This is a genomic window from Rhizobium sp. BIGb0125 (genome assembly GCF_024810055.1).
Classification (GTDB): Bacteria; Pseudomonadota; Alphaproteobacteria; order Rhizobiales; family Rhizobiaceae; genus Agrobacterium.
Genome location: NZ_JANUDV010000003.1, coordinates 265,214 through 290,833, shown reverse-complemented (window position 1 = coordinate 290,833; position 25,620 = coordinate 265,214). Strand labels below are relative to the sequence as shown.

The following is a 25,620-nucleotide window of genomic DNA, read 5'->3' as shown; positions in this document are numbered from 1 at the left end:
TTCAGCATTCCCGTTTGCTTGATCGGCAAATCATCAATTTTCAAGCATAGTTGAATATTCGGTGGGCGACCAGTCGCAACACCGGTGTTGTTATAACCAGAAGAACAGAAGCTCCATAAGCGCATCTCCGGCGTTTTGCGAAAGAGTACCCTTTTCCACAGACGCGGTTGTGACCAGCGGAACCTCGCGAAGCAAGCGGTCACCGGCAAAAATCTGCAAGGTACCGACCGTAAAGCCGGGTTCTACCGGCGCGTTGAGCGGCCAGTGGTAGACAATATTGCCGGTCAGGCGCTCCGGATTGCTGATCGGCACGACAATATTGACCGGCTCTGCCACCGCAACATCGATCGACGACTGCGTACCACCGTAAACACTGACGGCACCCACGGTCTCGCCCTTGGTGTAGAGTGTGCGTTTCTGAAAACTCGTCAGGCCCCATTCCACCACACGGCGGGTTTCTTCAAACCGCACCTTGTCATCGGGCAGACCGGCCATGCCAAGATAGATGCGGCGGCCATCACGTTCAGCAGAGGCAACAACCGCAAAACCATTGGCCTGATCGAAACCAAGTCCCAACCCGTCAATGCCCGGTGCCGCACCCAGAACCGTGTTCTTGTTGCGCTGGTAGATCTTGTTCCACTCGAAATCCGGCTTGGTGAACAGGCTGTAAAATGCCGGATAGGTCTGGTGCAGGTGCTGCGCCAACACCACCATATCCTTGACGGTGGTTTTGTTGCCGGGGTCCGGCAGGCCGGTGGAGTTGGTGAACGCGCTATGTTCCAGCCCCAGCTCAACGCCGCGCTCGGTCATGCGTTTGGCAAAACTGGCGTCAGAGCCGGTCATGCCTTCGGCCAGAATGATGCAGGCATCATTGGCATTCTGCACGATGATACCGGTCAGAAGGTCCTTGACGGGGATTTGGGATTTCAGCGCCGCAAACATGGTGGAGGTGCGCGATGGCGCGCCACCGGTGCGCCAGGCATATTCCGATACGGCGTAGGTCTGCGTGGGGCTCAGTTCGCCCTCCACCACCGCATCCAGCACCAGATCAACGGTCATCAGCTTAGAAAGCGAGGCAGGCGGAAACACCTCCTCCTCATTTTGCGACAAAAGCACCGTGCCGGTTTCGGCATCGATGACATAGGCCTGTTTCGCCTTCACGGTAAAGGCGGCCGTCTGGGCATACGCAACCACCGGCTCAACAACCGTACCTGTTACCAGAACGGCCAAAAGGCAAAGGGAATGGAGTGTGGTCTTACGCATGAAAGGCCCGAATCGTCGTCTCATTTTTGCGATGATACGCATTGAACCCTGTCTGCCGGTTAAAGCGTACCGCCAGATCAATGACCCGTGAACAGATTTTACTGTCTGGCCTGCTTCTTTTTCACGAAGCTGAGAATGGACTGCTCGGTCAACTCGCCACGATCACCTGTCAGAACCTGCAGGAACACGGCTTCGGTCTTGGAGTTCGTGTCATTGTCGGCAGAATAGGCAGAGGCATATTTGGCAGATGGCAGTCTCAGATAGTTGCTATCCGGACGCTGCTGCACGAAGGGGCCAATTTCCGGCAGAACCATAAATTGCTCGTAGCCCTGCTGCGACCGCGCGGCAGGCGCTGCATTGGCAAACGGTGTGGGCGCCTGCAGCGTATGGCTTGGCGTATTGCCAACCAGCGATGTCTGCGCAGAGCCGGAATAGGTTGGATTGAAGGATGGCACCGGAATATTATCCCGTGAGGCGGACGCCACCATCACACCTGTTGCAATCTGCCCTTCAGGGTTCACAGCCGGGCTGCGCGACCCCTTCGGAATATAGGATGCCATCAGATACGGCATGTCATGGCCGTCCATGCGGGCACGACCCACATATTGCACGCGCACATTGGCAGTGCCGGTGCGCTTCATGTCGAGAAGTTCAGCCGTCTTGCTGGAAACGTCGATGATACGGCCTTCATGGAACGGTCCACGGTCATTGACGCGAACAATGACCGAGGAGCCGTTTTCAGTATTGGTAACGCGGGCATAGCTGGGTAGCGGAAATGTCGGGTGCGCACCCGAGAGATGATCAGAATCGTAAACTTCGCCATTCGCTGTCAGGCGACCGTGGAAGGCAGAGCCGTACCACGAGGCCAGACCACTCTTGTCATAACCGGGATCTTCCTTCGGAAAATACCGGCGGCCTTTCACTGTATATGCATCACCGACCATGAAGCGCCCGCCCCCTTTGGGAACGTTTTTGCCCGTGGCCACGCGAGGACTTGCCTTCACGCCATACTCGGATTCGGAGAAGTATTCCTTGCTCCGTGTTTTCTTCTTAGGCTCGGATGTTGTTGAACAGGATGCCGTCGCCACACACAAAGCTGCGACCGCGAAAAATCTTGCGCTCAATCCGAATTTATTGCCGTCAAAAGTCAAAACTACGCCCCATCCTGCTGTCTGGCCAGCTTCCACACTGGCCGCGATGCTTGATGGTATTGACCTGCCACCAAGCGTCTAACAGATGCTTAATCTTGTGGACAACATGGCGAAAATGCGAGTCCTGATGCCTTTTTCGGTAAAATTGTATTGGTTATGGTTAGCAACCGGTTAACGCAGGCCGGTTTGACCGGCCTGCCGTTACGTCAGATTGGGTCAATATCACCCTTGGCCCACATCTCCTGCGTTTCCGCATAAAAGTCCTCAAAACGCCCCTCTTCGATGGACTTGCGGATGCCCTGCATCAGCTCCTGATAATAGGCCAGGTTGTGCCAGGATAGCAGCATTCCACCCAGTGCCTCGTTGGAGCGGGCAAGGTGATGCAGGTAAGCGCGCGAATAATCACGCGACGCCGGGCAGTTGGACTGTTCGTCCAGCGGGCGCATGTCTTCGGCATGGCGGGCGTTGCGAATATTGACGCGGCCACGGCGGGTAAAGGCCAGACCATGACGGCCTGAACGGGTTGGCATCACGCAGTCGAACATGTCGATACCGCGTGCTACAGACTTGAGGATGTCATCAGGTGTACCAACGCCCATCAGGTAACGTGGCTTTTCGCTTGGCAGCACCGGCAAGGTGGTGTCGAGCATGCGCAGCATCACTTCCTGCGGCTCACCCACGGCCAGACCGCCAACCGCATAACCCTTGAGGTCAAGCTGCTTCAGGCCTTCGGCCGAACGGATACGCAGTTCAGGAACATCACCGCCCTGCACGATACCGAACATCGCCTTGCCTGGCTGTTCGCCAAACGCCACACGGCAACGTTCTGCCCAGCGCAGCGACATTTCCATGGCGCGCTCGATTTCCCGCCGCTCGGCAGGCAGCGCCACGCATTCGTCCAGCTGCATCTGGATATCGGAACCCAGAAGCCCCTGAATTTCAATCGACCGTTCCGGCGACATGTGGTGCAGGCTGCCATCGATATGGCTCTTGAAGGTCACGCCCTGCTCGTCCAGCTTGCGCAGACCAGACAGCGACATCACCTGGAAACCGCCACTGTCGGTCAGGATCGGGTGTTTCCAGCGGATCAATTCATGCAGACCGCCAAGGCGTGCCACGCGCTCCGGGCCTGGACGCAGCATCAGGTGATAGGTGTTGCCAAGAATGATGTCGGCGCCGAGATCACGGACCTGATCGAGATACATGGCCTTGACGGTACCGACAGTACCAACCGGCATGAAGGCTGGCGTGCGAATAACGCCGCGCGGCATGGCCACTTCGCCAAGACGGGCGCCAGCGCTGGTGGCCTTGAGGGTGAACGTAAATTTGTCGTGCATCAGTTTTTCCGGAAAAGCAGGCTGGAATCGCCGTAGGAATAAAAACGGTAGCCGGAGGAAATGGCGTGCGTGTAAGCACGGCTCATCGTTTCCAGGCCACTGAATGCTGAGACCAGCATGAACAGTGTGGACCGCGGCAAATGGAAGTTTGTCATCAGCACATCAACTGCCTTGAAGCGGTAACCGGGCGTGATGAAAATATCGGTGGAACCGGACCATGGCTGAATGGCGCCGCTGTCGTCGGCTGCACTTTCAATCAGGCGAAGCGACGTGGTGCCAACGCAGATGATGCGCCCGCCCCGTGCCTTCACCGCATTGAGCTTGGCAGCCGTTTCCTCAGAGACATAACCAACCTCATGGTGCATGCGGTGGTCATTTGTATCGTCGGCCTTGACGGGCAGAAAGGTGCCGGCGCCGACATGCAGCGTCACGAAGTGGCGCTCGATACCGGCCTTGTCCAGCGCCTCAAACAGCTCTGGCGTAAAATGCAGACCGGCGGTCGGGGCGGCAACCGCACCTTTTTCCCGCGCATAAATGGTCTGGTAATCGGTCTGGTCCTGTTCATCTTCAGGACGCTTGGCCGCAATATAGGGCGGCAATGGAATATGGCCGACTGACGCAATCGCCTCATCGAGAGCCGGACCGGAAAAATCGAACAGCAGGGTGATTTCACCCTCCTCGCCCTTTTCCTCGACGGTCGCATCCAGCGTGCCAATCAGGCAGGACTCACTGTGCCCACCACTGGCACCCGTACCGAAACGGATGCGGTCTCCGGCCTTGATTCGTTTGCCGGGTTTGGCAAAGGCTTTCCAGCGCGATGCACCAACCCGCATATGCAGCGTCGCAGAAACCGGCGTTTCCGGCGCACCTTCGCGCAGGCGTACACCTTCAAGCTGGGCTGGAATAACGCGCGTGTCGTTAAACACCAGCGCATCGCCCGGCTTCAGGAACGTTGGCAGGTCAATGACGCTGTGGTCAGACAATTCTGTTGCCAAGGCCCCAGTGTTCGGATCAACCACCAGCAGGCGTGCGCTATGGCGCGGATTGGCCGGGCGCAGCGCAATATTTTCATCTGGCAGGTCGAAATCGAACAGGTCTACACGCATTTCAAGACTCTCAAAAAAACATCAAAACCCGCTCCGCATGTCTGCGAAGCGGGTTCTGCCGTTAAAATCGCAAATCAGGCTTCGGAAGCCAGACGGATCGAAACGATGGAATCAGGATCGCGAACAGGTTCGCCGCGCTTGATCTTGTCGACAACTTCCATGCCTTCAATAACCTGGCCCCAGACCGTGTACTGCTTGTTCAGCCAAGGAGCGTCGGTGAAGCAGATGAAGAACTGCGAATTGGCGGAGTTCGGGTTCTGCGAACGGGCCATCGAGCAGGTGCCGCGAATGTGCGAGGTTGCGGAAAACTCAGCCTTCAGGTCCGGCTTGTCGGAACCGCCCATGCCAGCGCGGGCCGGGTTGAAGTTTTCAGAACCCTGCTTGCCGAACTGCACGTCGCCGGTCTGCGCCATGAAGTCTTCGATAACGCGGTGGAAAACAACGCCGTCATATGCCTTTTCCGCAGTCAGTTCCTTGATGCGGGCAACGTGACCAGGGGCAACTTCGGGAAGAAGCTGGATAACAACCTTACCCTTGGTGGTTTCCATAATCAGGGTGTTCTGCGGATCTTTGATCTCGGCCATTTTTATCTCCTTCAATCGGGCTTTCTGGCCCTGTTTCAGTTTTTGCCGACAGTGACTTTAGTCATTCTGTCCGGGTCGGAAACTTCGCCGTTGCCGCCTTCGCCACGCTTGATCTTGTCAACCGCTTCCATGCCGGAAACGACCTTGCCAACCACGGTGTACTGGCCGTTCAGGAACGGACCCTGATCGAACATGATGAAGAACTGCGAATTGGCGGAATTCGGGTTTTGCGAACGGGCCATGCCAACCGTGCCACGCTCAAACGGTGTCTTTGAAAATTCTGCAGGAATATCCGGCAGCTTGGAACCGCCTGTGCCAGCGCGACGGGCGTTAAAGCCGTTTTCCATGTCGCCAAATTCCACGTCGCCAGTCTGCGCCATGAAACCGTCGATCACACGGTGAAATGCAACATTGTCATATTCACCGGCCTTGGCCAGTTCCTTGATCTGCGCAACGTGCTTTGGTGCAACTTCCGGCATAAGCTGGATAACCACCGGACCATCCTTCAGCTGAATGGTCAGGAAGTCGTCGTCGGCAGCCACCGCGTTGGTGATGGCCGCGCCAAGAAAGAGTGCGCCAGCAAGGGCAAGGTGAAGCAATTTCATATCAAGCTCCGGAATTCATTAATGTGAACCAGGTCAACTCTGGCGTTTGAATTTACCACTCAGCGCATTAAGCACTGCGGTCGGTACAAAGGCAGAAACATTGCCTCCCATGGCAGCGATCTGGCGAACCAATGTGGCGGTAATGGGTCGTGATGCGCTTCCGGCCGGAATGAGTACGGTCTGTATATCCGGAGCCATCTGCCTGTTCATGCCAGCCATCTGCATTTCATAATCCAGGTCGGTACCATCGCGCAGACCGCGCAGCAAAATGCTGGCGCCGTGCTTGCGGGCGGCATCCACCACCAGATTATCAAAGGAGACGACTGAAATACGGTGTGCGGCATCAGGCAGCGCCTGAACAAGCGAATCCTTGATCAGCCCCGCCCGTTCATCGAACGAAAAAAGCGGTGTTTTGCCGGGATGGATGCCTACGGCCACGATGACGCTGGATGCAATATTCAGCGACTGGACGAGCACATCCAGATGTCCATTGGTCATCGGGTCAAAAGACCCAGGGTAAAAAGCAACCGTCATTTCGCTCTCAAGCCAGTACGATGTCGCCGCCTTTTGTCATGGACAGCAGCGCATCGCAAGAGTTTTGCCGTTTCTTGCAACCATACACGCGGTTGCGACGCCATATTTGGGGCATCCCGCACAAAGCCGCAACCTGTGACGCCGCACTTACCCGACAAAGCAGACAAAATTTCTATGCCCTACAGACATCTGAGGATAGCCCGTTGCCGTTTTCAGACACATGCTGAAGTCCGGGCAACATGGCTACAGACACCCCCTACCCACCAACCTGCAACAATGCGCCGTCCATAAGCGCACGCACCTCATCGAGGACATCGCCGCACGTCACATCCACATGCGTGATCTGGGACGCCGCGTCAGAAAAGCGATAAAACTCATATTGGTTTTCATTCACCTCGATCTCGCAGGTAGATTCGCTCGAACTCCAGCAAAGACGAATGGTAGGCCAATACCCAAGACAGACCTTATCGGGCACAGGATATCGATCCGAGGCAAAACGGATCAGCACAGATGTATTTTCAAAGGTGTCTCGTTGAATGTCGGACTTGGCAGCCACGAGCTCATGAACCGCCAATTCAACATCAACCCATGAGGCAAAGACTTTTGGCAACGTTTTGATGTCGTTTCCGCGGACCGCGTCAATCATTACCAATCCTTTATTCAAAAGCTTTGGAACTAAAACCAGTTCTGTAACTTGTTGCAGTGACCACATGACAATTACGCGTTTTATCTGTCAGCACCCCATGCTGAACGGCACATGAATGCATCATTCAGGGCCGTTTCAGCGCCGCTCCTCTACACCTGTCTTCGGGCTAGACGTTGTCGAAAGACATCAGGGGTAAAGGGATTACGTAACGTGATTATCGTGTTGGTTTTGGGTGCCATTGCCGTTTCGTTTGCCGTTGAATACGCGCTCTACGGTGAAAGATTTTAAGGCAGGTCTCCGAGAAAGATGAACGCCAGATGAACGGACCATTCAAGGAAGCTTCAGAGGCGGGATGCTAATCGATTTTTATGATGGCGCGAACAACGCGACAATGATGGGCAAAACGACCCACTCGAGGAAGGAATAAACATATGTTTATCAAGGGAAAACAGTCAACTTCGACGAAGATTGGCGCGATCAGCACAGCCTGGATGGTTCTGGTGTTTACCATGTTGGCCACCACATTTACCCTTTATGAACAACAAATCGAAAAACAGGGTCCTGAATTCCCGCAGGTTTCCTCCCGTTATCAATATATGAACTACTACTGAGGTAGGCGAGGAACATCGCCAAGCCTTTGTGGAGTACCCGGCTATGTTCGTTATCCTTACAGCACTTGCAGCATTGATAAGTTTGATGTTCATGGCCTCGTTTATTACCGCCCTGACAGAACTGAAACGGGAACATGAAGAGGTTCGCGCCGTTCTGGAGCGTAACAAGCCTTTTTAAGTTTGATCGACGCGAATCTGATCGCTTTAACGATGAAACATCGGCTGATGTCATTGGCCTCACGGCAAAGTTTTCGCCGCCCTCGCCCAACCGCGATGGGCGGCATTTCATTGCCCGGTGAATAGCGCTTGCCAGCATGGCCAAAGCCGCTTTGACACATGCGAAATCACCGCTGAGCAGCAAGATAAGATCATTGTGAATTCATTCACATTATTCTCTCGCGCATTTAGCCTTCAAATTCCTCAAGGATTGTTCTAAGGAACCCGCAACAATCAACTCGTGGCTATGCCAGAGTGAAAAGACGAGGTTTGCCTGACGATGCTCGATTCCCTGCGAAATGCTTCCAAAACGATGGCCGCAAAACTGCTGCTTTTGCTTCTTGTGGTTTCCTTCGGTGTGTGGGGTGTTTCGGCCTCGCTGGTTACATCAGCCTCGAACTCGGTGGTGACGGTTGGCGATCAGACGGTTTCGCCGAATGATTTCCGCCTTGCCTACCAGCGCCAGATCTCGGATCTGAGCCGCCAGTTTGGCACCCGGTTGACGACCGAACAGGCCAAGGCCTTCGGTATTGATCGTCAGGTGTTTAGCCAGCTTGCAGCCGGCGCAGCCCTCGACCAGCTTTCCGAAGACATGAACCTTGGTCTGTCTGAAGATCGTTTGGCCTCGCTGATCGCCGAAGACCCGGCATTCCGCTCGGTAAACGGCCAGTTTGACCGTAACCTGTTCAGTGAGCGTCTGCGCAACTCCGGTCTGCGCGAAGACGATTACATCCAGGAAAGAAGCAAGGTCGCTGTTCGCAGCCAGATCGTTGACGCCGTATCGGATGGCTTTACCGCACCAAAAGTGCTGGTCGATGCGCTCAAGCAGTACCGCAATGAACGTCGCTCTATCGACTACCTCATTCTGTCCAACGCCAATATCGACCCGGTCAAGGCACCGGCCGACGATGTCCTGGCTGCATGGTTTGAAGGTGTGAAGAACCGTTACCGCGCGCCGGAATACCGCAAGTTCTCCTACGTCAAGCTGGAACCGTCGGATATAGCCGATGCATCCGCTGTGACCGAAGCGCAGATCGATGAGTACTATAACGGCCACAAGGACAGCTTCCGCACCGCCGGCCGCCGCACCATCGAACAGATCGTGTTCCCGAATCGCGAAATGGCAGACGCCGCTGCAACGCAGCTGCGCGAAGGCACCACCACCTTCGATCAGGTCGTGAAGGATCAGGGCAAGACACCAAACGACGTGATGCTTGGCGAGTTCACCAAGGACACCATGCCTGACCAGTCGATTGCTGCCGACGCTTTTGCTGTCCAGAAGGACGGCGGCGCAACCGGCGCACTCAGCGGCGCCTTTGGCCCGGTTATCCTGCGCGTATCCGGCATCAAGCCTGAAACCGTAAAGACACTCGACGAATCCCGCGAGCAGATCAGAACCGAACTGGCAACGGCCGCAGCCGTAGACCAGATCAACAGCGTTCATGACCGTTATGAAGACCTGCGCGCTTCCGGTTCCTCGCTGGCCGATGCTGCAAACCAGCTGAACCTCAAAGCCGTTACCGTTGCTGCCGTCGACACCACCGGTCTTGACGACAAGGGTGATGCGGTCAAGGACCTGCCGGCACCTTCGCTGGTGACCGAAGTGTTCAAGACTGAGCCTGGCGCAGAATCACTGCCAATCAACCTTGGCCGTGAAGGTTATGTCTGGTTCGACGTTGAGCAGATCATCCCTGAGCGTGACCGCACACTGGCTGAAGTTCGCGAAGACGCACAGGCTGACTGGACTGCCGAACAGCAGAAGGCAGCACTGGCCACCAAGGCAGACGAGCTGAAAGCCCGCCTTGAAAAGGGTGAGACACTGGCAGCCATTGCCGACGATCTCGGTATTGTGGTTGAAAACAAGACTGGCCTGAAGCGTAACGGCGAGGACGCCGTTCTTGGTGCCCAGGCTGTGACTGCCGCCTTCTCCGGTCCGGTTGGCGCCACTGCCAGCACTCCGGGTGCCGATGGCGAATCCCGCATCCTGTTGCAGGTTACAGCTGTTGATGCAGACGCCCTGCCCGACGCACTCAACAATGACGACCAGCAGCTGACTGCCATGGCGAAGGCCGCTGGCGACGATATCCTGGATCAGATGGTCAACCGTCTGCAGTCCGATTATGGTGTGACGATCAACCAGGCCGCAGCCGATCAGGCAATGGTTGGTTTTTGATCCCGGGGGGAGCATTTTGAAATGGCTGAGTTGAAACCGCTTATCGCAAAGGTGGCAAACGGCGAAAGCCTGACAAAGGAAGAGTCTCGAAGCGCCTTCGATATTCTGATGTCCGGTGAAGCCACCCCTTCCCAGATAGGCGGTTTCCTGATGGCGCTTCGGGTGCGCGGCGAAACGGTTGATGAAATCGTCGGCGCCGTGTCATCGATGCGCTCCAGAATGCTCACCGTCAAAGCGCCTGAAACGGCAGTTGATATTGTTGGTACCGGTGGCGATGGCATCGGTACCTATAATATTTCCACCCTGGCAGCGCTGATTGTTGCCGGTGCAGGCGTGACCGTTGCCAAACATGGCAACCGCGCACTCAGCTCCAAGTCCGGCACAGCCGATGCTTTGTCCAATCTTGGCGTCAAGCTGGATAACGGCCCGCAGCAGATCGAGAACTGCATTGCCAATGCCAATATCGGCTTCATGTTTGCCCAGATGCACCACAGTTCGATGCGCCATGTTGGCCCGTCGCGCGTCGAGCTTGGCACACGCACGATTTTCAACCTGCTCGGTCCGCTGTCCAATCCGGCTGGCGTGAAAAAGCAGCTGCTTGGCGTGTTTGCCCACAAGTGGGTGGTGCCGCTGGCTGAAGTGCTGCGCGATCTCGGCTCCGAACATATCTGGGTCGTCTACGGCGACGGCATGGACGAAATCACCACCACGGGCACAACCCATGTTGCCGCCCTTGAAGATGGCAAGATCAGAACCTTCGAGCTGACACCGAAAGATTTTGGTGTGCCGGTTGCACAGATGGACGATTTGAAGGGCGGAGACGGCCTCGTCAACGCCGCAGCCCTGCGCGACGTGCTGTCTGGCAAGCGCAATGCCTACCGCGATATCGCGCTGTGCAATGCCGCTGCTGCACTGGTCATTTCTGGCAAGGCTGGCACCATTGCTGACGGCATGCGCCTTGCCTCTGCCTCCCTTGACGATGGTAATGCGACGCTGGCGCTTGAGCGGCTGGTCGCGGTATCGAACGAAGCGTAATATTTGCCACGAAGGCCAGAGACAAAGCCATGAGCGACATTCTGAAAAAGATCGAGCTGTACAAGCGTGAAGAAATCGCTGCGGCCAAGGCAAAAGTCTCTCTGGCCGATCTGAAGGCCATGGCCAAGGACCAGAGCGCACCACGCGGGTTCTACAAGGCATTGCAGCAGAAACAGGCCGACGGCAAATTTGGCCTGATTGCCGAGATCAAGAAGGCAAGCCCGTCCAAGGGTCTGATCCGCCCGGATTTTGATCCGCCGGCACTGGCCCGCGCCTATGAAGCCGGTGATGCTGCCTGTCTTTCCGTGCTGACCGACACGCCAAGTTTTGAGGGTGCGCCGGAGTTCCTGACGGCCGCACGCGACGCCTGCGGCCTGCCGGCGCTGCGCAAGGATTTCATGTTTGAAACCTATCAGGTGCATGAAGCCCGCGCCTGGGGTGCCGATTGCATTTTGCTGATCATGGCATCGCTGTCCGATGATGAGGCAAAGCGCCTTGAAGACGAGGCCTTTGGCCTTGGCATGGATGTTCTGGTGGAAGTGCACGACGCCGAAGAAATGGAGCGCGCGCTGAAACTGGCCTCTCCGCTGGTTGGCATCAACAATCGCAACCTGCGCACCTTCGAAGTCACGTTGGAAACCAGTGAAAAGCTGGCCGGCATGGTGCCTGCTGATCGCCTGCTGGTCGGAGAAAGCGGCATCTTCACCCATGAGGATTGCCTGCGCCTACAGAAGGTCGGCATCAGCACCTTCCTGGTCGGCGAAAGCCTGATGCGCAAGGACGACGTGACCGCTGCAACCCACACATTGCTGACCGGACAGGCAAATATACAGGCCGCAGAATAAGGGGCATGCCTCGTGAACTCAGGTGACAAACTCTCCCATATCAGCGCTTCCGGCGAGGCGCATATGGTTGATGTCGGTGACAAGAACGAAACGGTTCGTGTTGCCAGCGCCGAGGGATACGTGCGCATGCAGGCTGAAACCCTGCGCATCATCCGCGAGGGTGATTCCAAGAAGGGCGATGTCATTGGCACCGCCCGCATTGCCGGCATCATGGCCGCCAAACAGACATCCAATCTCATTCCGCTGTGTCATCCGCTGATGCTGAGCAAGGTTTCCGTCGACATTACCGAAGACGATGACCTGCCGGGCCTTCGCGTGCGCGCCACCGTAAAACTGACCGGCAAGACCGGTGTTGAAATGGAAGCGTTGACCGCCGTTTCCGTGACTTGCCTTACCATTTACGACATGGCCAAAGCGGTTGATAAGGCCATGGAAATTGGCGGCATTGTCGTGTCTGAAAAGACCGGCGGAAAATCCGGGGACTATAAACGTCAGGAGAACTAGACGTGTCATTGCTGCCAGTAGAAGACGCTTTGGACCGATTGCTGTCGCGCGCAAAGCCTGTCGTTGAAACGGAAACGGTGCTGCTGGCCTATGCTGATGGACGTATTCTCGGCGAAGATGTCACTGCCCGGCTGACCCAGCCTCCGTTCAATTCCTCCGCCATGGATGGTTATGCGCTGCGGGCCGAAGACGCGCCTCAACTCGGTTCGGTCATGACCGTCATCGGCACGGCGTCGGCCGGTCACGCCTTTGACGGCAAGGTGGGCAAGGGTGAGGCGGTGCGGATCTTCACCGGCGCACCGGTGCCTGAAGGCGCTGACACCATTCTCATACAGGAAGATGCCGACCTGCTCGATAATAATCAGATCCGCAGCACATTCGAAGTGGTCAGGGACCGCCATATCCGCCCAAAGGGGCAGGACTTCATGGAAGGTGAAGTGGTTCTTCAAAAAGACCGGCTGCTGTCCTTTGCAGATGTGACGGTTGCCGCTGGCATGAACCATGCGGAACTGCGTGTTTATCGCAAGCCGCTGGTTGCCATTCTTGCCACCGGCGACGAACTGGTGCAGCCGGGCAGCGTGCCAAAGAGCGACCAGATCATTGCCTCCAACACCTTTGGTGTGGCGGCCATTGCCCGCAATGCCGGTGCAGAGGTGTTGGATCTCGGCATTATCAGCGACGACAAGGAACTGATCGGCAAAGCCATCGAGCGCGCCATAACCGCCAAGGCCGACGTGCTGGTAACGCTGGGCGGTGCATCGGTCGGCGATCATGATCTGGTGCAGGCCAGCCTCAAGGCCAAGGGCATGGAGCTGGATTTCTGGCGCATCGCCATGCGCCCCGGCAAACCGCTGATGGTCGGCGCCATCGATACCATGCAGGTGCTTGGCCTGCCCGGAAACCCCGTGGCGAGCCTTGTGTGCAGTCTGCTGTTTCTGGAGCCGCTGGTGCAGAAATTGGCGCGCACGTCATCGCGCCGTCGCGAGGTTCAGGCCGTAACCGAAACCGACCTCAAGGCCAATGACCACAGGCAGGATTACGTGCGTGCCACGCTGGCCATCCGTGACGATGGTACGCTGGTGGCAAAAAGTTTCGACAAGCAGGATTCATCGATGATGAAGACGCTGGCCAATTCCCACGCGCTGATTGTGCGCCCGCCCAACGCCCCGCCATTAAAGGCCGGAGACCCCTGCCCGATTATTCTGCTTCGCATCTAATACCCCGCCCCTTTGCCCCACCCTTCGGGCCACTCCTTTCGGAAGGACATTTCCATGGCTGAGACTGTTATCCCCGCACCCAAGCTGGTGACCTTGCCTGTTGCTGGAACGGACAGCGTGTTCCCGGTGCGCCGCGTTTATTGCGTTGGCCGCAACTACGCCGACCACGCCATTGAAATGGGCCATGATCCGTCGCGTGAGCCGCCGTTCTTTTTCCAGAAAAATGCCGATAACCTGCTGCCCGCAGGTCAGGACTTTCCCTATCCGTCGCTGTCTTCCAACGTGCATTACGAAGTGGAATTTGTCGTCGCGCTGAAACATGGCGGTGCCAACATTGCCGTTGAAGACGCGCTGGACTGCGTGTGGGGTTACGCAGTCGGTATCGACATGACGCGCCGTGACGTGCAGGACGTTGCCAAGAAGATGTCGCGCCCATGGGAAGCAGCCAAGGCCTTTGAAGCCTCTGCACCGGTCTCGGCACTGGTTGCTGCAACCGACGCCGGCCACCTCGATCACGGCGCGATCTGGCTTGATGTCAACGGCACACGCCGCCAGTCTGGCGATCTCAACCAGATGATCTGGAAAGTGCCTGAAATCATTGCCGAACTATCCAAGCTGTTTGTGCTTGCGCCCGGCGATGTCATCATGACCGGAACGCCGGCCGGGGTTGGCGCCATCGTTGCCGGTGACGTGATGGAATGTGGTGTCGATGGCATCGGCACACTGACCGTCAAGGTCGCTTGATCCGTCGCGAGAACAGCCTAATCCCGAAGCCGTGTCATGTTTCGGGAGATATGTGGGAGGAGAAACATCATGCCGATTTACCGCCTTGGCGACAACGCACCAACGCTGCCGGACGCTGACCGCTACTGGGTGGCGCCGGATGCCAATGTCATTGGCTTGGTAACGCTGGACGACGATGTCGGCATCTGGTTTGGCGCCACGCTGCGCGGTGATAACGAACCGATCACAGTGGGTGCCGGCACCAACATCCAGGAAGGCGTGATGGTCCATAGCGACCCCGGTTTTCCTGCCACCATCGGTGAAGGTTGTACCATCGGCCACCACGCCATCGTGCATGGCTGTACCATTGGCGACAACTCGTTGGTCGGCATGGGCGCGACTATTCTCAACGGCGCAAAGATCGGCAAGAACTGCCTGGTCGGCGCCAATGCGCTGATCACCGAAGGCAAGGAATTTCCTGACAATTCGCTGATTGTCGGTTCACCCGCCCGCGTCATTCGTACACTTGATGATGATGCCATTGCCGGGCTGAAACTCTCGGCGCAGAAATATATCGGCAACTGGAAGCGGTTTGCGAAAGACCTGCACGAGATCTGAACGTTGTCAGGCCACCACAGCCATCAAAAGACGCGCTTAAACACGTCGTTCCTATAGGCCTGATCCTGAATACGGAAATCCGTGGTTCCGACCTTTTCAAACCCCTGTCTCAGGTAAAAGCCGATTGCCGGGGCATTTTCGGAGTTTGTCGTCAGCCATACAGAAGCGCTACCGGATTGATGCGCAAACGCCAATCCCTTTTCCAGCAGCTGCAATCCAATACCCTTGCCGTGATGACGCGGCTGCACATAGAGGGTAGATATTTCGGTTGTTGAGCAGTTGGCAACCGGTGCCACCTGCCCTTCGCTGACCCGGATAAATCCGTCCAGACCATCCTCGTTTTCCGACACCCAGATATGTTCTTTCGGATTTTCCAGAAGCGCAGAAAACCGTGCGGCAGTAAATTCACTCAGCGCATAGTCGGCAAAAAACGCATTCACACCGCGCCTGATATAGGTGCCAAGCCATACCTCGATCGATATGGCCGCAAGAATGGCAGCTTCAGACGGGCGGGCAATCCGTATGGTCAATGCACCGCTCCCGCCAGCCTCAGGCCGCACAGGCCTCACAAAGCCCACGAATTTCGATCGTGGTCTTTTCCGCTTTGAACTTCTGTCCGTTGACCCAGGTCTGCAGGCGATGGTCGATCTCATGGTCATGGAATTCACTGACCTGACCACAGGAATTGCAAATGGCAAACGCCACGGTGCCGTGGTGCGATGAACAGCAATCGGTTTGTGTGTGTGCACAGGCAACGAAGGCATTGAGGCTTTCCAGCCGGTGTACCAGCCCGAATTCCACAAGCTTTTCAAGCGCGCGGTACACCTGCAACGGCGCACGGAAACCATGGTCACGCAGCTTGTCCAGAATGTTGTAGGCACTGAGTGGCCCTTGCGAACCGGACAGCGTTTCAAACACAAGCGTCTGGTTTTTGGTCAGCGCTGGAGTAATCATGATGAACCTCCTTCATTCAATGGACGGGCATCGCGGTTTCTGCCGGGCGCCGGCAGCAGACTTAGAACAAAAAGAACCACCGCTGCAACCACGATTGACGGTCCGGACGGCGTATCAAAGTGAAGTGATCCAAACAGGCCGCCAATCACCGCCACCATGCCGATCAGGGCTGAAAAAATCGCCATCATTTCCGGTGTGGACGAAAAGCGCCGTGCCGCCGCCGCCGGAATGATCAACAGAGACGTAATCAGCATGATACCGACAATCTTCATGGCAATGGCAATCACCAGCGCCATCAGCAGCATGAAAAACAGCTTGGTGCGCTCTGGCTTCAAACCTTCGGCTTCGGCCAGTTCTGCATTGACGGTAGAAGCAAGCAGCGGTTTCCACAGATAGATGATCGCGCCGATCACCAATATACCGCCGCCCCATATCATCTGGATATCGCTTGTCGTGACCGCCAGAATGTCACCGAACAGGAAGGCAATGAGGTCGATCCGCACCCATGTCATGAAGGCGACCAGCACCAGACCGAAGGCCAGCGCCGAATGCGAGAGAATGCCAAGCAGCGCGTCGGCGGACAGCGCCTGACGGCGCTGCAAGAACAGCAACAGCAGCGACACCAGAGTAGCGACGAAGAACACGCTGACAATCAGATTGAGTTCAAACATCAGTGAAAGTGCCACGCCCAGCAGTGCCGAATGCGCCATCGTATCGCCGAAATAGGCCATGCGCCGCCAAACGACAAAGCAGCCCAAAGGGCCGGTCATCAAGGCGATGCCGAGACCAGCCACGATTGCCCGGATAAAAAAGTCGTCAAACATGTTTGTGGCTCCCGCCAGTCTGCTGATGCTGATGGTCGTGGTTATGGGCGTGACCTTCGCCATGACTATGGACGTGATCATGGTTTCCACAGCCGCAACCATCGTCATGGGCATGTGTGTGGGCATGGTTATGATCGGCATGGTGATGATCGGAATGGTCATGCCCACCATGATGGTGGCCGTCATGATGATGTCCGTCATCGGGATGGCAATGTTCGGTTATCGAACCGTCACTGTGCTGCACGCGGCCATCAGGCAGATGGGTATGGTCGTGATGGTGGCTGTAAACCGCAAGCGTCTTGGCCGCAGCCGTGCCGAACAACCGCATATATTCCGGGCTCTGGCTGACCGCCTGTGGCGTGCCGGTGCAGCACACATGGCCGTTGAGACAAATCACCGTATCGGTTTCGGCCATCACCACATGCAGATCGTGCGAAATCAGCAGAATGCCGCAATTGGTTGTTTTCTTTATGTTTTTAATCAAGTCATACAGCGCAATCTCGCCAGCGAAATCCACCCCCTGCACAGGCTCGTCAAGCACCAGCAGGTCCGGCTTGCGGGCAATGGCACGCGCCAGCAGCGCACGCTGGAACTCCCCGCCCGAGAGATGCTGCACCTCGGCCCGCGACAGATGCAGAATGCCGGTCGCATCCAGCGCCCGGTCAATCTCCTTGGCAGGCAGATTGCCAGTCAGGGTAATCAGCCGCCGCACAGTCAATGGCATTGTCCAGTCAACGGACAGCTTTTGCGGCACGTAACCGATCTTCAGATCGCCAGTGCGCTCCACCCGGCCCTCCGATGGTTTCAACACACCGATCGCCATTTTTGCCGTGGTGGATTTGCCAGACCCATTCGGGCCGATCAGCGTAACAATCTCCCCCCGCCCGACCGAGAAACCGACATTGCGGACAAGCCAGCGATTGCCGCGATAAATGCCGGCACCATGAAGGTGCACCAGCCTGTTGTCGTTTTTGCCTGCCGTATGGAGCATTCGTTTTTTTTCCAAAGTCGTTGTTGCAGATGCTTATTGCATACGTTATAGCATCACATCAATATATGTAATAACATTACATCTGTCTGCAAGAGGTCCAACATGCGTTCAATCACTGCCCTGCTTTGCCTGTCTGCCAGCGTTTTCAGCTATTCCAGCGCCATGGCTGCCCCCAATGTCGTTGTGTCTATAAAGCCCATTCATTCACTGGTCGCGGCGGTCATGGACGGTGTTGGCGAACCCAAACTCATCGTTGAAGGCGCAGCCTCCCCGCACACATATAGTCTGAAGCCCTCCAACGCCAAGACGTTGCAAGACGCCGATGTGGTGTTCTGGGTTGGCCATGGTCTGGAAGCCTTCCTGGAAAAGCCCCTTGAGGCTTTGGCCACCAAGGCAACGGTCATTGAACTGGAAGATGCCAAGGGTCTGGAAAAGCTGAAATTCCGTGAAGGCGGCGCTTTTGAAGCCCATGACCATGGTGATGAAGGTCACGGTGAGCACGCTCATGGGGATGAAGGCCACGACCATGCGCATGAAGAAGGTGAACACAAGGACGGTGAACACGCCCACGAGGCCGAGGAAGGTCATGAGGGGCATGATCACGCTGGTCACGACCACGGCGAATATGACATGCATCTGTGGCTGGACCCGATGAATGCCAAGGCCATGGCCGCTGCCATTGAAACGACGCTTATTCAGGCAGACCCGTCCAATGCCGCCAAATATCAGGAAAACGCCAAGAAGCTGATGGAGAACCTCGACAAGCTCGACACCGAGCTTGCTACGACGCTTGAACCTGTGAAGGACAAGCCATTCGTGGTGTTCCACGATGCCTACCAGTATTTCGAACACCGCTATAAGGTGCGCGTTGCCGGCTCCATCACCGTCAGCCCGGAAACCATGCCCGGTGCCGACCGCGTGCGCCAGATCCACGACAAGATCAAGAGCCTCAATGCGACCTGCGTGTTTGCAGAACCGCAGTTTGAACCGAAGCTGGTCAGGGTCGTGACCGAAGGCACTGACGCCAAGTCGGGAACGCTGGATCCGGAAGCAGCAACCTTCAAGGAAGGCCCGTCACTCTATTTCGACCTGATGCGCGGCATCGCCACCTCTATCAAGGATTGCCTGTCTTAAAATACGGTGGAGATGTTAAGAGCAGCCAAGGCTGATCGAAAAAGCGCGGATGGTGTTCAGGCATCCGCGCTTTTTTTTGTGTTTTGTGGCACGACGCTCGACACCCTGCCTCCCTCACCCTGTGCTCGTCACAGGAATCTAGTCGTCGTGCGTCTGCACGACGGGAAGAACTCTTCTCAGCCCCAGGACTGGGGCTGACCTGGACTCCTGTGACAAGCCCAGGAATGAGGGCTGAACTATGGGCCGTCCCACATTGCAAAACGTGCGAAAGGCCATCCAACAGCCGGCTGCAAATGACCACAACACCCCCATTCATCTCCTCGCGCACAACCCAATTGCCTATGTCGCATTTACGCAATCCGGCCCGTTGTGCCAAATTGAGAAGCATCAAGTTTCTCGCGTGAAAGATGCAGACAGCGGCAATCTGCCATTCATCAAATATCCTGAGTGTAAAACGCAGGAAATGCCTGTAAAATGAACTCTCAAGGCGCGATTTTAATCTCGCCGCTGCCTATTTTGGATGCGTTGCATTTTGCCTGTATAATTTGGCCGCATAAAAATTAAAAATTGTCGCTCATTGGCGTGGTTTGCTATTATAATGTCGCAATCTGGATATCCAGTTCAAGGTTTCCAAGCAAGGAATTGTGCTTTCGCAACGGAGCATGGACACTATGAGCAAAATCGGCCCGAAAAAACGCTCGATAGTCTTTTTTCTCGTTCCTCAATTTACGATGCTGCCCTTCATGGGCGCAGTTGAGACATTGCGAATAGCCAACAGAATGCTGGGCTATGATGCCTATGAATGGCGGCTGGCCTCCGCTGACGGACTGAAGGTCCAATCCTCCGCTGGCATCTCTCTTGACGTCGATACCTCGCTTGCCGACGAGCGTCGCAATCTGAGCGGTGACAAGCGCTCCAACATGGTCATCGTCTGTTCGGGCATCGACATAGAGCAGTATCACAACAAGTCCGTGAATGCCTGGTTGCGCGAAGCCTATAACCGCGGCATCTCGGTCGGCAGCCTCTGTACCGCCGCGCATATTCTGGCGCAAGCCGGCCTGCTGAATGGCAAGCGCTGCGCAATCCACTGGGAAAACCTGCCCGGTTTTTCGGAAAACTTCCCGCAGGTCGAGGTCTATGCCGACCTCTACGAGGTCGACAGCAACATCTACACCTGCGCCGGTGGCACGGCCTCGCTGGACATGATGCTGAACCTGATCGGACAGGATTTTGGCGACAACCTCGTCAACCGCGTCTGCGAACAGCAATTGACGGACCGGGTGCGCAACCCGCGTGACCGCCAGCGCCTGCCGCTGCGGGCCCGGCTGGGCGTACAGAACAGCAAGGTGCTGTCGATCATCGAACTGATGGAAAGCAATCTGTCCGAACCGCTGTCGCTGCTTGATATTGCCGATGGTGCCGATCTGTCCCGCCGTCAGGTGGAGCGACTGTTCCGGCAGGAAATGGGCCGCTCGCCGGCCCGTTATTACCTTGAAATCCGCCTTGACCGGGCGCGCCATCTGCTGGTGCAGTCGGCCATGCCGGTGGTCGAGGTGGCCGTTGCCTGCGGTTTTGTCTCCGCATCGCATTTTTCCAAGTGTTATCGCGAAATCTACAATCGTTCACCGCAGCAGGAGCGTGCGGAACGCAAGATTGTGGTGTCATCGCTGCGCAAGGAACCAATTGCCTTCATGTCCGGCCCGCACTGAGCCTGACATACTGAATTGGCCCGGATTGACATGGGCCACACCAACAGGGGCAGAGCGGCAAAAGCCGCAAATGAAAATAACGATAAGGCGCATTACAAATAGGGTTTGACGGCGGCCAGAATGTCTTCTGCCGTACTGCCGTGACCGGCCCTCTGCCCCGCCTCACCATGCAACCATACTGCCGCTGCCGCCGCCTCAAAGGCCGGCACGCCCTGCGCCAGCAGGCCGCCAACAATGCCCGACAGCACATCGCCGGAACCGGCCGTCGCCAGATTGGGCGGCGCATTGGCATTGATCAGCGCCCGGCCATCCGGCGCGGCAATCACCGTATCGGCACCCTTGTAGACCACCACCGCATGCGAACGGGCGCTCGCTGCCCGCGCCTTCTCAACCTTGCTCAGTTGATCATCGCCAGCAATGTCGGGAAACAGCCGGGCAAATTCACCCCCATGTGGCGTCATCACCCGTGGTGCCTGCGCTTTGGCAAACATCTCAAACAGCAGATCCGTCTCATCACGAAAGGCAGTAATCGCATCTGCATCCAGCACCAGTGCCTTGTCGGCCAATTCGGGCACGAACTGGCGGATCTTCTGCAGATCAGAAAAACCGGGACCAATAACAAAGGTCGCATGACGGCTGTCTGTCAGCCAATCCCGCAGATGCTGCACAGTGTCGATTGCCGTCAGCATCACTGCGGTCAGCGTCGTAGCCAGAACCGGCAGGGCGTCGGACGGTGCTGCAACGGTCACAAGGCCAGCGCCGGTTTTCAAACCGGCACCCGCCGAAAGCCTTGCAGCACCAGTGGCATACTGCGGGCCGGAAAAAACCGTCAGATGACCGCGTGTGAACTTGTGCGAAGCAGAACCAGGATGCGCCAGATGGTCCTGCCAGAACAACGGGTCATTTTGCGCCAGCCGGTCGTTATGTCGCTCCAGAATGCGCTGGGGAATGCCGATATCAAACACCTCGATCTCCCCGGCCAGTTCCCGCCCTGGCATCAGCAGGTGGCCGGGTTTGAGCGCCATGAAGGTTACGGTGTGGCGGGCTTTCAGCGCAGCGCCCAAAATCGTGCCACGCCGGCCACAGACACCCGAAGGAAGGTCGGCAGCCACCACATTCAACTGCAAGCCGTTGATCGTCTCAAACAGCGTGGCCACGGTTTCCGGCACGTCACGTGACAATCCGGCCCCAAACAACGCATCAACAACCACATCGCCGACTTCAGGCGTATAGCTTTCCATCGGTTTGCTTTTGATGGGACACGCCAGCATGGCGCGCCGCGCATCACCGCAGAGCCGGTCCTGATCTGCAAAATGAAAAACAATCGGTGCAGCACCGCAGGCAGCAAGGGCGGCCGCCGCCACATAACCATCGCCACCATTATTGCCCGGCCCGCACAGCACGATGTAACGCCCAGCCTCCGGGTAATGGCGCAGCACCAGTGCTGATATCGCCTGCCCTGCCCGCTCCATCAGCGCATAGGAGTAAAGCCCGCTATCGGCAGCATCCTTGTCGATGGCAGTCATGGCGGCGGGGTTATAAAGGCAATGGCGAGCGGAAAACTTCATGCTGAATATTGATAGCAATTTGGCTGCCAAATCAATGTGCATAAAACAGGCAAGCCACATCGCTCAAATTATACGCAATTGACTATATTTTCATCAAATGACGATGCAATTAGCAAAATATAAACCGGCGAAAATTCATATCGAAAATACGAAATAATGACACATCAACGCACCATTTTTGGCAAAACAGTACTGTCTTTTGATGCAAAACAGGTCAAACTACATTCGTTGGATGCTTTTTTGAGAAAAAATTCAAAATCTTCGTTTCAATTTGGCATGCTATGTGCATTCTGTTCGGGAGGCGGGCAGACCCTGCTTTAACGGGAGAAGCGGAGAGATATTTTCAAATGAAAAAGATCGAAGCGATCATTAAGCCTTTCAAGCTCGACGAAGTGAAGGAAGCCCTTCAGGAAGTCGGTCTTCAGGGAATAACTGTAACTGAAGCAAAAGGCTTCGGTCGCCAAAAGGGCCATACCGAACTTTATCGCGGTGCTGAATACGTCGTCGACTTTCTGCCCAAGGTGAAGGTCGAGGTTGTTTTGGCTGACGAAAATGCAGATGCAGTGATCGAAGCAATACGAAATGCGGCCCAGACAGGCCGTATCGGTGACGGCAAGATTTTCGTCTCGAATGTAGAAGAAGTCATCCGTATCCGGACAGGTGAAACGGGCGTTGACGCCATATAAAAAAGCACCTGAGTCCGGAAACTGGCTCAGGTAAATCGCCACCTCGTCATCCCACACTCAAGGAAAACCTTAAAATGACGACTGCAAATGATATCTTGAAACAGATCAAGGACAACGACGTAAAGTTCGTCGATCTGCGCTTCACGGACCCGAAGGGCAAGCTGCAACACGTTACCATGGACGTTGTCTGTGTTGACGAAGACATGTTTGCCGATGGCGTAATGTTCGACGGCTCGTCTATTGCCGGCTGGAAGGCTATCAACGAATCCGACATGGTTCTGATGCCTGACCCTGCGACGGTTCACATGGACCCGTTCTTCGCACAGTCCACCATGGTCATCCTTTGCGACATTCTCGACCCTGTCTCGGGTGAATCCTACAACCGCGACCCACGCGGCACTGCCAAGAAGGCAGAAGCCTACCTCAAGGCATCCGGTATCGGCGACACGGTTTTTGTCGGCCCTGAGCCAGAATTTTTCGTCTTCGACGACGTCAAGTACAAGGCCGACCCGTACAACACCGGCTTCAAGCTTGATTCTTCCGAGCTGCCGTCCAACGACGACACCGATTATGAGACAGGCAACCTCGGCCACCGTCCGCGCGTCAAGGGTGGTTACTTCCCTGTTCCGCCAATCGACAGCCTGCAGGACATGCGTTCCGAAATGCTCACGGTTCTCTCGGAAATGGGCGTTGTCGTTGAAAAGCATCACCACGAAGTGGCATCTGCCCAGCACGAACTTGGTGTGAAGTTCGACACGCTGGTTCACAGCGCCGACAAGATGCAGATCTACAAGTATGTCGTGCACCAGGTTGCCAACGCTTATGGCAAGACCGCAACCTTCATGCCGAAGCCAATCTTCGGTGACAATGGTTCGGGCATGCACGTTCACCAGTCCATCTGGAAGGGCGGCAAGCCAACCTTCGCTGGCGACGAATATGCAGGTCTGTCTGAAAGCTGCCTGTACTACATCGGCGGCATCATCAAGCACGCCAAGGCCATCAACGCCTTCACCAACCCGACAACCAACTCCTACAAGCGTCTGGTTCCAGGTTATGAAGCGCCTGTTCTGTTGGCATACTCCGCTCGTAACCGTTCTGCTTCGTGCCGTATTCCATTCGGCTCCAACCCGAAGGCAAAGCGCGTTGAAGTCCGCTTCCCGGACCCGACACAGAACCCGTACCTCGGTTTTGCAGCAATGCTGATGGCTGGTCTAGACGGCATCAAGAACAAGATCCATCCTGGCAAGCCAATGGACAAGGATCTCTACGATCTTCCTGCAAAGGAATTGAAGAAGATCCCAACCGTTTGCGGCTCGTTGCGTGAAGCGCTTGAAAGCCTCGACAAGGACCGCAAGTTCCTGACGGCTGGCGGCGTGTTCGATGACGACCAGATCGACAGCTTCATCGAGTTGAAGATGCAGGAAGTCATGCGTTTCGAAATGACCCCGCATCCAGTCGAATTCGACATGTACTACTCGGCTTGATAACGGATATGCGCTGGCTCTGCTGGCGCATTTCTTTTTTAAGCGGCGGCTCACGGGCCGCCGTTTTTTATGGCATCAATTCAATTCTTATTCGTGGGTCGCACAGACCGACATGCGAACTGGCCGTATGGCCAGACATTGCCTGAAGTGGAATACAAGACATGAGCGCAGAAACCTCGCAACCCCGGCTGTTAGACTGGGTCATCTTCCTTCTTGCGCCGTTGTGTTTCGCCACCAACATCATTTTCGGCCGCGGCGTGATTGGCGAAGTCGCCCCCTTCACCACCGCCTTCATTCGCTGGACCGCATCGGCACTCATCATGGCACCCTTCGTTTATGCCGACCGCAAGGCTTGCATCGACTTCGTGCGCAACAACAGCATGTTGTGGCTGGTCATTGGTTTTCTCGGCATGGGCATTTGCGGTGGCGTCGTCTACTGGTCGCTGAACTACACATCTGCTGCCAACGGCACGCTGATCTACACGACATCGGCGCTGTTCATCATCATCTTCCAGCGCTTTTTCCAGAACCGGCCGATACGCCCGCTGGAAGTAGCCGGCATGATCATCGCTTTTGCCGGCGTGACCGTCATTGTGCTGAAGGGTGATATCAACGCGCTGCTGCACCTCAACTTCAACCTTGGCGATTTCGGCATCTTGACGGCCGCCATTGCCTTTGCGGTCTATTCGCTGCTGCTGCGCAAACCTGCCGTCAACAAGCTCAAGTCATTCAGCCTGTTTGGCCTGATTGCCGCATCAGGCGCCCTGGTGCTGTTGCCGATTACGGTGGTGGAGTTTGCGCAAGGCGGAAGCCTGCCGGTTACCGCCACCGCATGGATGAAGATGGCCGGCATCATTCTCATCGCTTCACTGGCGGCATTCCTGTGTTTTACCCATACGGTGCGGGTGTTTGGACCCACCACGGCGGGTGTGACGCTCTACATCATGCCACCAATTTCCATCGTACTGGCCTGGCTTTTTCTTGCCGAAACTTTCGAAACCTATCACGCCATAGGGATCGTTCTTGTCATGAGCGGCGTTATTCTTGCAACAGCGCCAATCGGGCGATGCATGAGAGGGCCAAAAACCATAAACACTTGATA

Annotated in this window: 29 protein-coding genes; 16 read left to right on the top strand and 13 right to left on the bottom strand. The window is 56.1% G+C overall.

All coding sequences use genetic code 11. From position 1 onward, the window contains the following. Nucleotides 1–90 precede the first annotated feature (90 nt). Nucleotides 91–1,263 (bottom strand): D-alanyl-D-alanine carboxypeptidase family protein, encoded by a 1,173-nt coding sequence (locus tag M2418_RS09570; protein ID WP_259146165.1) that lies wholly within the window; start codon nt 1,261–1,263, stop codon nt 91–93. Between the two features lie 98 nt (nt 1,264–1,361). After that, complete coding sequence (locus tag M2418_RS09565; protein ID WP_405049400.1) at nt 1,362–2,207, bottom strand: septal ring lytic transglycosylase RlpA family protein; 846 nt, start codon at nt 2,205–2,207, stop codon at nt 1,362–1,364. An 88-nt stretch (nt 2,208–2,295) separates the two neighbouring features. On the opposite strand from M2418_RS09565, the gene M2418_RS09560 reads away from it, so the two are divergent. Beyond that, on the top strand, nt 2,296–2,496 hold the full coding sequence (locus M2418_RS09560) for a hypothetical protein (protein ID WP_259146692.1): 201 nt from the start codon (nt 2,296–2,298) through the stop codon (nt 2,494–2,496). A gap of 124 nt (nt 2,497–2,620) precedes the next feature. On the opposite strand, the gene tgt is transcribed toward M2418_RS09560, so the two are convergent. From tgt to M2418_RS09530, 6 genes are all read right to left on the bottom strand, one after another. After that, nucleotides 2,621–3,751 (bottom strand): tRNA guanosine(34) transglycosylase Tgt, encoded by a 1,131-nt coding sequence (tgt, locus tag M2418_RS09555; protein WP_192490999.1) that lies wholly within the window; start codon nt 3,749–3,751, stop codon nt 2,621–2,623. Beyond that, nucleotides 3,751–4,857 (bottom strand): tRNA preQ1(34) S-adenosylmethionine ribosyltransferase-isomerase QueA, encoded by a 1,107-nt coding sequence (gene queA / locus M2418_RS09550; protein ID WP_259146162.1) that lies wholly within the window; start codon nt 4,855–4,857, stop codon nt 3,751–3,753. Before queA ends, tgt begins: the two co-directional genes overlap by 1 nt. 74 nt (nt 4,858–4,931) lie before the next feature. Then, nucleotides 4,932–5,441: a peptidylprolyl isomerase gene (locus M2418_RS09545; protein WP_192490997.1), complete on the bottom strand. Its 510-nt coding sequence runs from the start codon at nt 5,439–5,441 to the stop codon at nt 4,932–4,934. Between the two features lie 35 nt (nt 5,442–5,476). Then, nucleotides 5,477–6,046 carry a peptidylprolyl isomerase gene (locus tag M2418_RS09540; protein ID WP_259146160.1) on the bottom strand — a complete coding sequence of 190 codons (570 nt, stop codon included), beginning with the start codon at nt 6,044–6,046 and terminating at the stop codon, nt 5,477–5,479. Nucleotides 6,047–6,079: 33 nt separating this feature from the next. After that, nucleotides 6,080–6,580 (bottom strand): pantetheine-phosphate adenylyltransferase, encoded by a 501-nt coding sequence (gene coaD / locus M2418_RS09535; protein WP_259146158.1) that lies wholly within the window; start codon nt 6,578–6,580, stop codon nt 6,080–6,082. A gap of 256 nt (nt 6,581–6,836) precedes the next feature. Beyond that, entirely contained in the window at nt 6,837–7,292 is a 456-nt protein-coding gene (locus tag M2418_RS09530) for a hypothetical protein (RefSeq protein ID WP_259146156.1), read from the bottom strand. Between the two features lie 365 nt (nt 7,293–7,657). Between M2418_RS09530 and M2418_RS09525 the strand changes: the two genes are divergently transcribed. The 9 genes from M2418_RS09525 (at nt 7,658) to M2418_RS09485 (ending at nt 15,168) form a co-directional block, all read left to right on the top strand. Then, complete coding sequence (locus tag M2418_RS09525; protein ID WP_192490993.1) at nt 7,658–7,837, top strand: hypothetical protein; 180 nt, start codon at nt 7,658–7,660, stop codon at nt 7,835–7,837. Between the two features lie 43 nt (nt 7,838–7,880). Next, nucleotides 7,881–8,015 (top strand): hypothetical protein, encoded by a 135-nt coding sequence (locus M2418_RS09520; protein WP_256435727.1) that lies wholly within the window; start codon nt 7,881–7,883, stop codon nt 8,013–8,015. Nucleotides 8,016–8,333: 318 nt separating this feature from the next. Then, nucleotides 8,334–10,226 carry a SurA N-terminal domain-containing protein gene (locus M2418_RS09515; RefSeq protein WP_259146154.1) on the top strand — a complete coding sequence of 631 codons (1,893 nt, stop codon included), beginning with the start codon at nt 8,334–8,336 and terminating at the stop codon, nt 10,224–10,226. 21 nt (nt 10,227–10,247) lie between these two features. Beyond that, complete coding sequence (gene trpD, locus M2418_RS09510) at nt 10,248–11,261, top strand: anthranilate phosphoribosyltransferase (protein WP_250985490.1); 1,014 nt, start codon at nt 10,248–10,250, stop codon at nt 11,259–11,261. 29 nt (nt 11,262–11,290) lie between these two features. Continuing rightward, complete coding sequence (gene trpC / locus M2418_RS09505; protein ID WP_259146151.1) at nt 11,291–12,106, top strand: indole-3-glycerol phosphate synthase TrpC; 816 nt, start codon at nt 11,291–11,293, stop codon at nt 12,104–12,106. A gap of 12 nt (nt 12,107–12,118) precedes the next feature. Continuing rightward, entirely contained in the window at nt 12,119–12,610 is a 492-nt protein-coding gene (gene moaC / locus M2418_RS09500) for a cyclic pyranopterin monophosphate synthase MoaC (protein ID WP_259146150.1), read from the top strand. 2 nt (nt 12,611–12,612) lie between these two features. Then, nucleotides 12,613–13,827 (top strand): gephyrin-like molybdotransferase Glp, encoded by a 1,215-nt coding sequence (gene glp, locus M2418_RS09495; protein ID WP_259146149.1) that lies wholly within the window; start codon nt 12,613–12,615, stop codon nt 13,825–13,827. Between the two features lie 54 nt (nt 13,828–13,881). After that, a complete protein-coding gene (locus tag M2418_RS09490) occupies nt 13,882–14,571 on the top strand; it encodes a fumarylacetoacetate hydrolase family protein (RefSeq protein ID WP_259146148.1) in 690 nt (229 codons plus the stop codon). Between the two features lie 69 nt (nt 14,572–14,640). Then, nucleotides 14,641–15,168: a gamma carbonic anhydrase family protein gene (locus tag M2418_RS09485; protein WP_259146146.1), complete on the top strand. Its 528-nt coding sequence runs from the start codon at nt 14,641–14,643 to the stop codon at nt 15,166–15,168. Nucleotides 15,169–15,191: 23 nt separating this feature from the next. On the opposite strand, the gene M2418_RS09480 is transcribed toward M2418_RS09485, so the two are convergent. The 4 genes from M2418_RS09480 to M2418_RS09465 are packed head-to-tail and all read right to left on the bottom strand — an operon-like array spanning nt 15,192 to nt 17,937. Continuing rightward, entirely contained in the window at nt 15,192–15,698 is a 507-nt protein-coding gene (locus M2418_RS09480; RefSeq protein WP_259146145.1) for a GNAT family N-acetyltransferase, read from the bottom strand. A 19-nt stretch (nt 15,699–15,717) separates the two neighbouring features. Further along, nucleotides 15,718–16,122: a zinc uptake transcriptional repressor Zur gene (gene zur / locus M2418_RS09475; RefSeq protein ID WP_192490985.1), complete on the bottom strand. Its 405-nt coding sequence runs from the start codon at nt 16,120–16,122 to the stop codon at nt 15,718–15,720. Beyond that, nucleotides 16,119–16,946, bottom strand: a complete 828-nt coding sequence (gene znuB, locus M2418_RS09470; RefSeq protein ID WP_259146142.1) for a zinc ABC transporter permease subunit ZnuB — start codon at nt 16,944–16,946, stop codon at nt 16,119–16,121. Before znuB ends, zur begins: the two co-directional genes overlap by 4 nt. After that, nucleotides 16,939–17,937: a metal ABC transporter ATP-binding protein gene (locus tag M2418_RS09465; protein WP_259146141.1), complete on the bottom strand. Its 999-nt coding sequence runs from the start codon at nt 17,935–17,937 to the stop codon at nt 16,939–16,941. The genes znuB and M2418_RS09465 overlap by 8 nt, the downstream gene beginning before the upstream one ends. A 102-nt stretch (nt 17,938–18,039) precedes the next feature. On the opposite strand from M2418_RS09465, the gene znuA reads away from it, so the two are divergent. The 3 genes from znuA (at nt 18,040) to M2418_RS09450 (ending at nt 20,780) form a co-directional block, all read left to right on the top strand. Continuing rightward, nucleotides 18,040–19,071 (top strand): zinc ABC transporter substrate-binding protein ZnuA, encoded by a 1,032-nt coding sequence (znuA, locus tag M2418_RS09460; RefSeq protein WP_259146139.1) that lies wholly within the window; start codon nt 18,040–18,042, stop codon nt 19,069–19,071. A gap of 238 nt (nt 19,072–19,309) precedes the next feature. Next, the gene (locus M2418_RS09455; RefSeq protein ID WP_259146138.1) at nt 19,310–19,549 is read left to right on the top strand and encodes a hypothetical protein; all 240 of its coding nucleotides are present in this window, start codon (nt 19,310–19,312) and stop codon (nt 19,547–19,549) included. A gap of 193 nt (nt 19,550–19,742) precedes the next feature. After that, nucleotides 19,743–20,780, top strand: coding sequence for a GlxA family transcriptional regulator (locus tag M2418_RS09450; RefSeq protein ID WP_192490981.1), 1,038 nt, complete (start codon nt 19,743–19,745; stop codon nt 20,778–20,780). 92 nt (nt 20,781–20,872) lie between these two features. Here M2418_RS09450 and M2418_RS09445 read toward each other — a convergent pair whose 3' ends face one another. Then, complete coding sequence (locus tag M2418_RS09445; protein WP_259146137.1) at nt 20,873–22,348, bottom strand: NAD(P)H-hydrate dehydratase; 1,476 nt, start codon at nt 22,346–22,348, stop codon at nt 20,873–20,875. Between the two features lie 347 nt (nt 22,349–22,695). Between M2418_RS09445 and M2418_RS09440 the strand changes: the two genes are divergently transcribed. The 3 genes from M2418_RS09440 to M2418_RS09430 all read left to right on the top strand — a co-directional run bounded on the left by M2418_RS09440 (nt 22,696) and on the right by M2418_RS09430 (nt 25,618). Next, on the top strand, nt 22,696–23,034 hold the full coding sequence (locus M2418_RS09440; protein ID WP_007753933.1) for a P-II family nitrogen regulator: 339 nt from the start codon (nt 22,696–22,698) through the stop codon (nt 23,032–23,034). Between the two features lie 74 nt (nt 23,035–23,108). Beyond that, nucleotides 23,109–24,518: a type I glutamate--ammonia ligase gene (gene glnA, locus M2418_RS09435; RefSeq protein WP_192490979.1), complete on the top strand. Its 1,410-nt coding sequence runs from the start codon at nt 23,109–23,111 to the stop codon at nt 24,516–24,518. Between the two features lie 161 nt (nt 24,519–24,679). Continuing rightward, on the top strand, nt 24,680–25,618 hold the full coding sequence (locus M2418_RS09430; protein ID WP_259146134.1) for a DMT family transporter: 939 nt from the start codon (nt 24,680–24,682) through the stop codon (nt 25,616–25,618). Nucleotides 25,619–25,620: the final 2 nt, after the last annotated feature.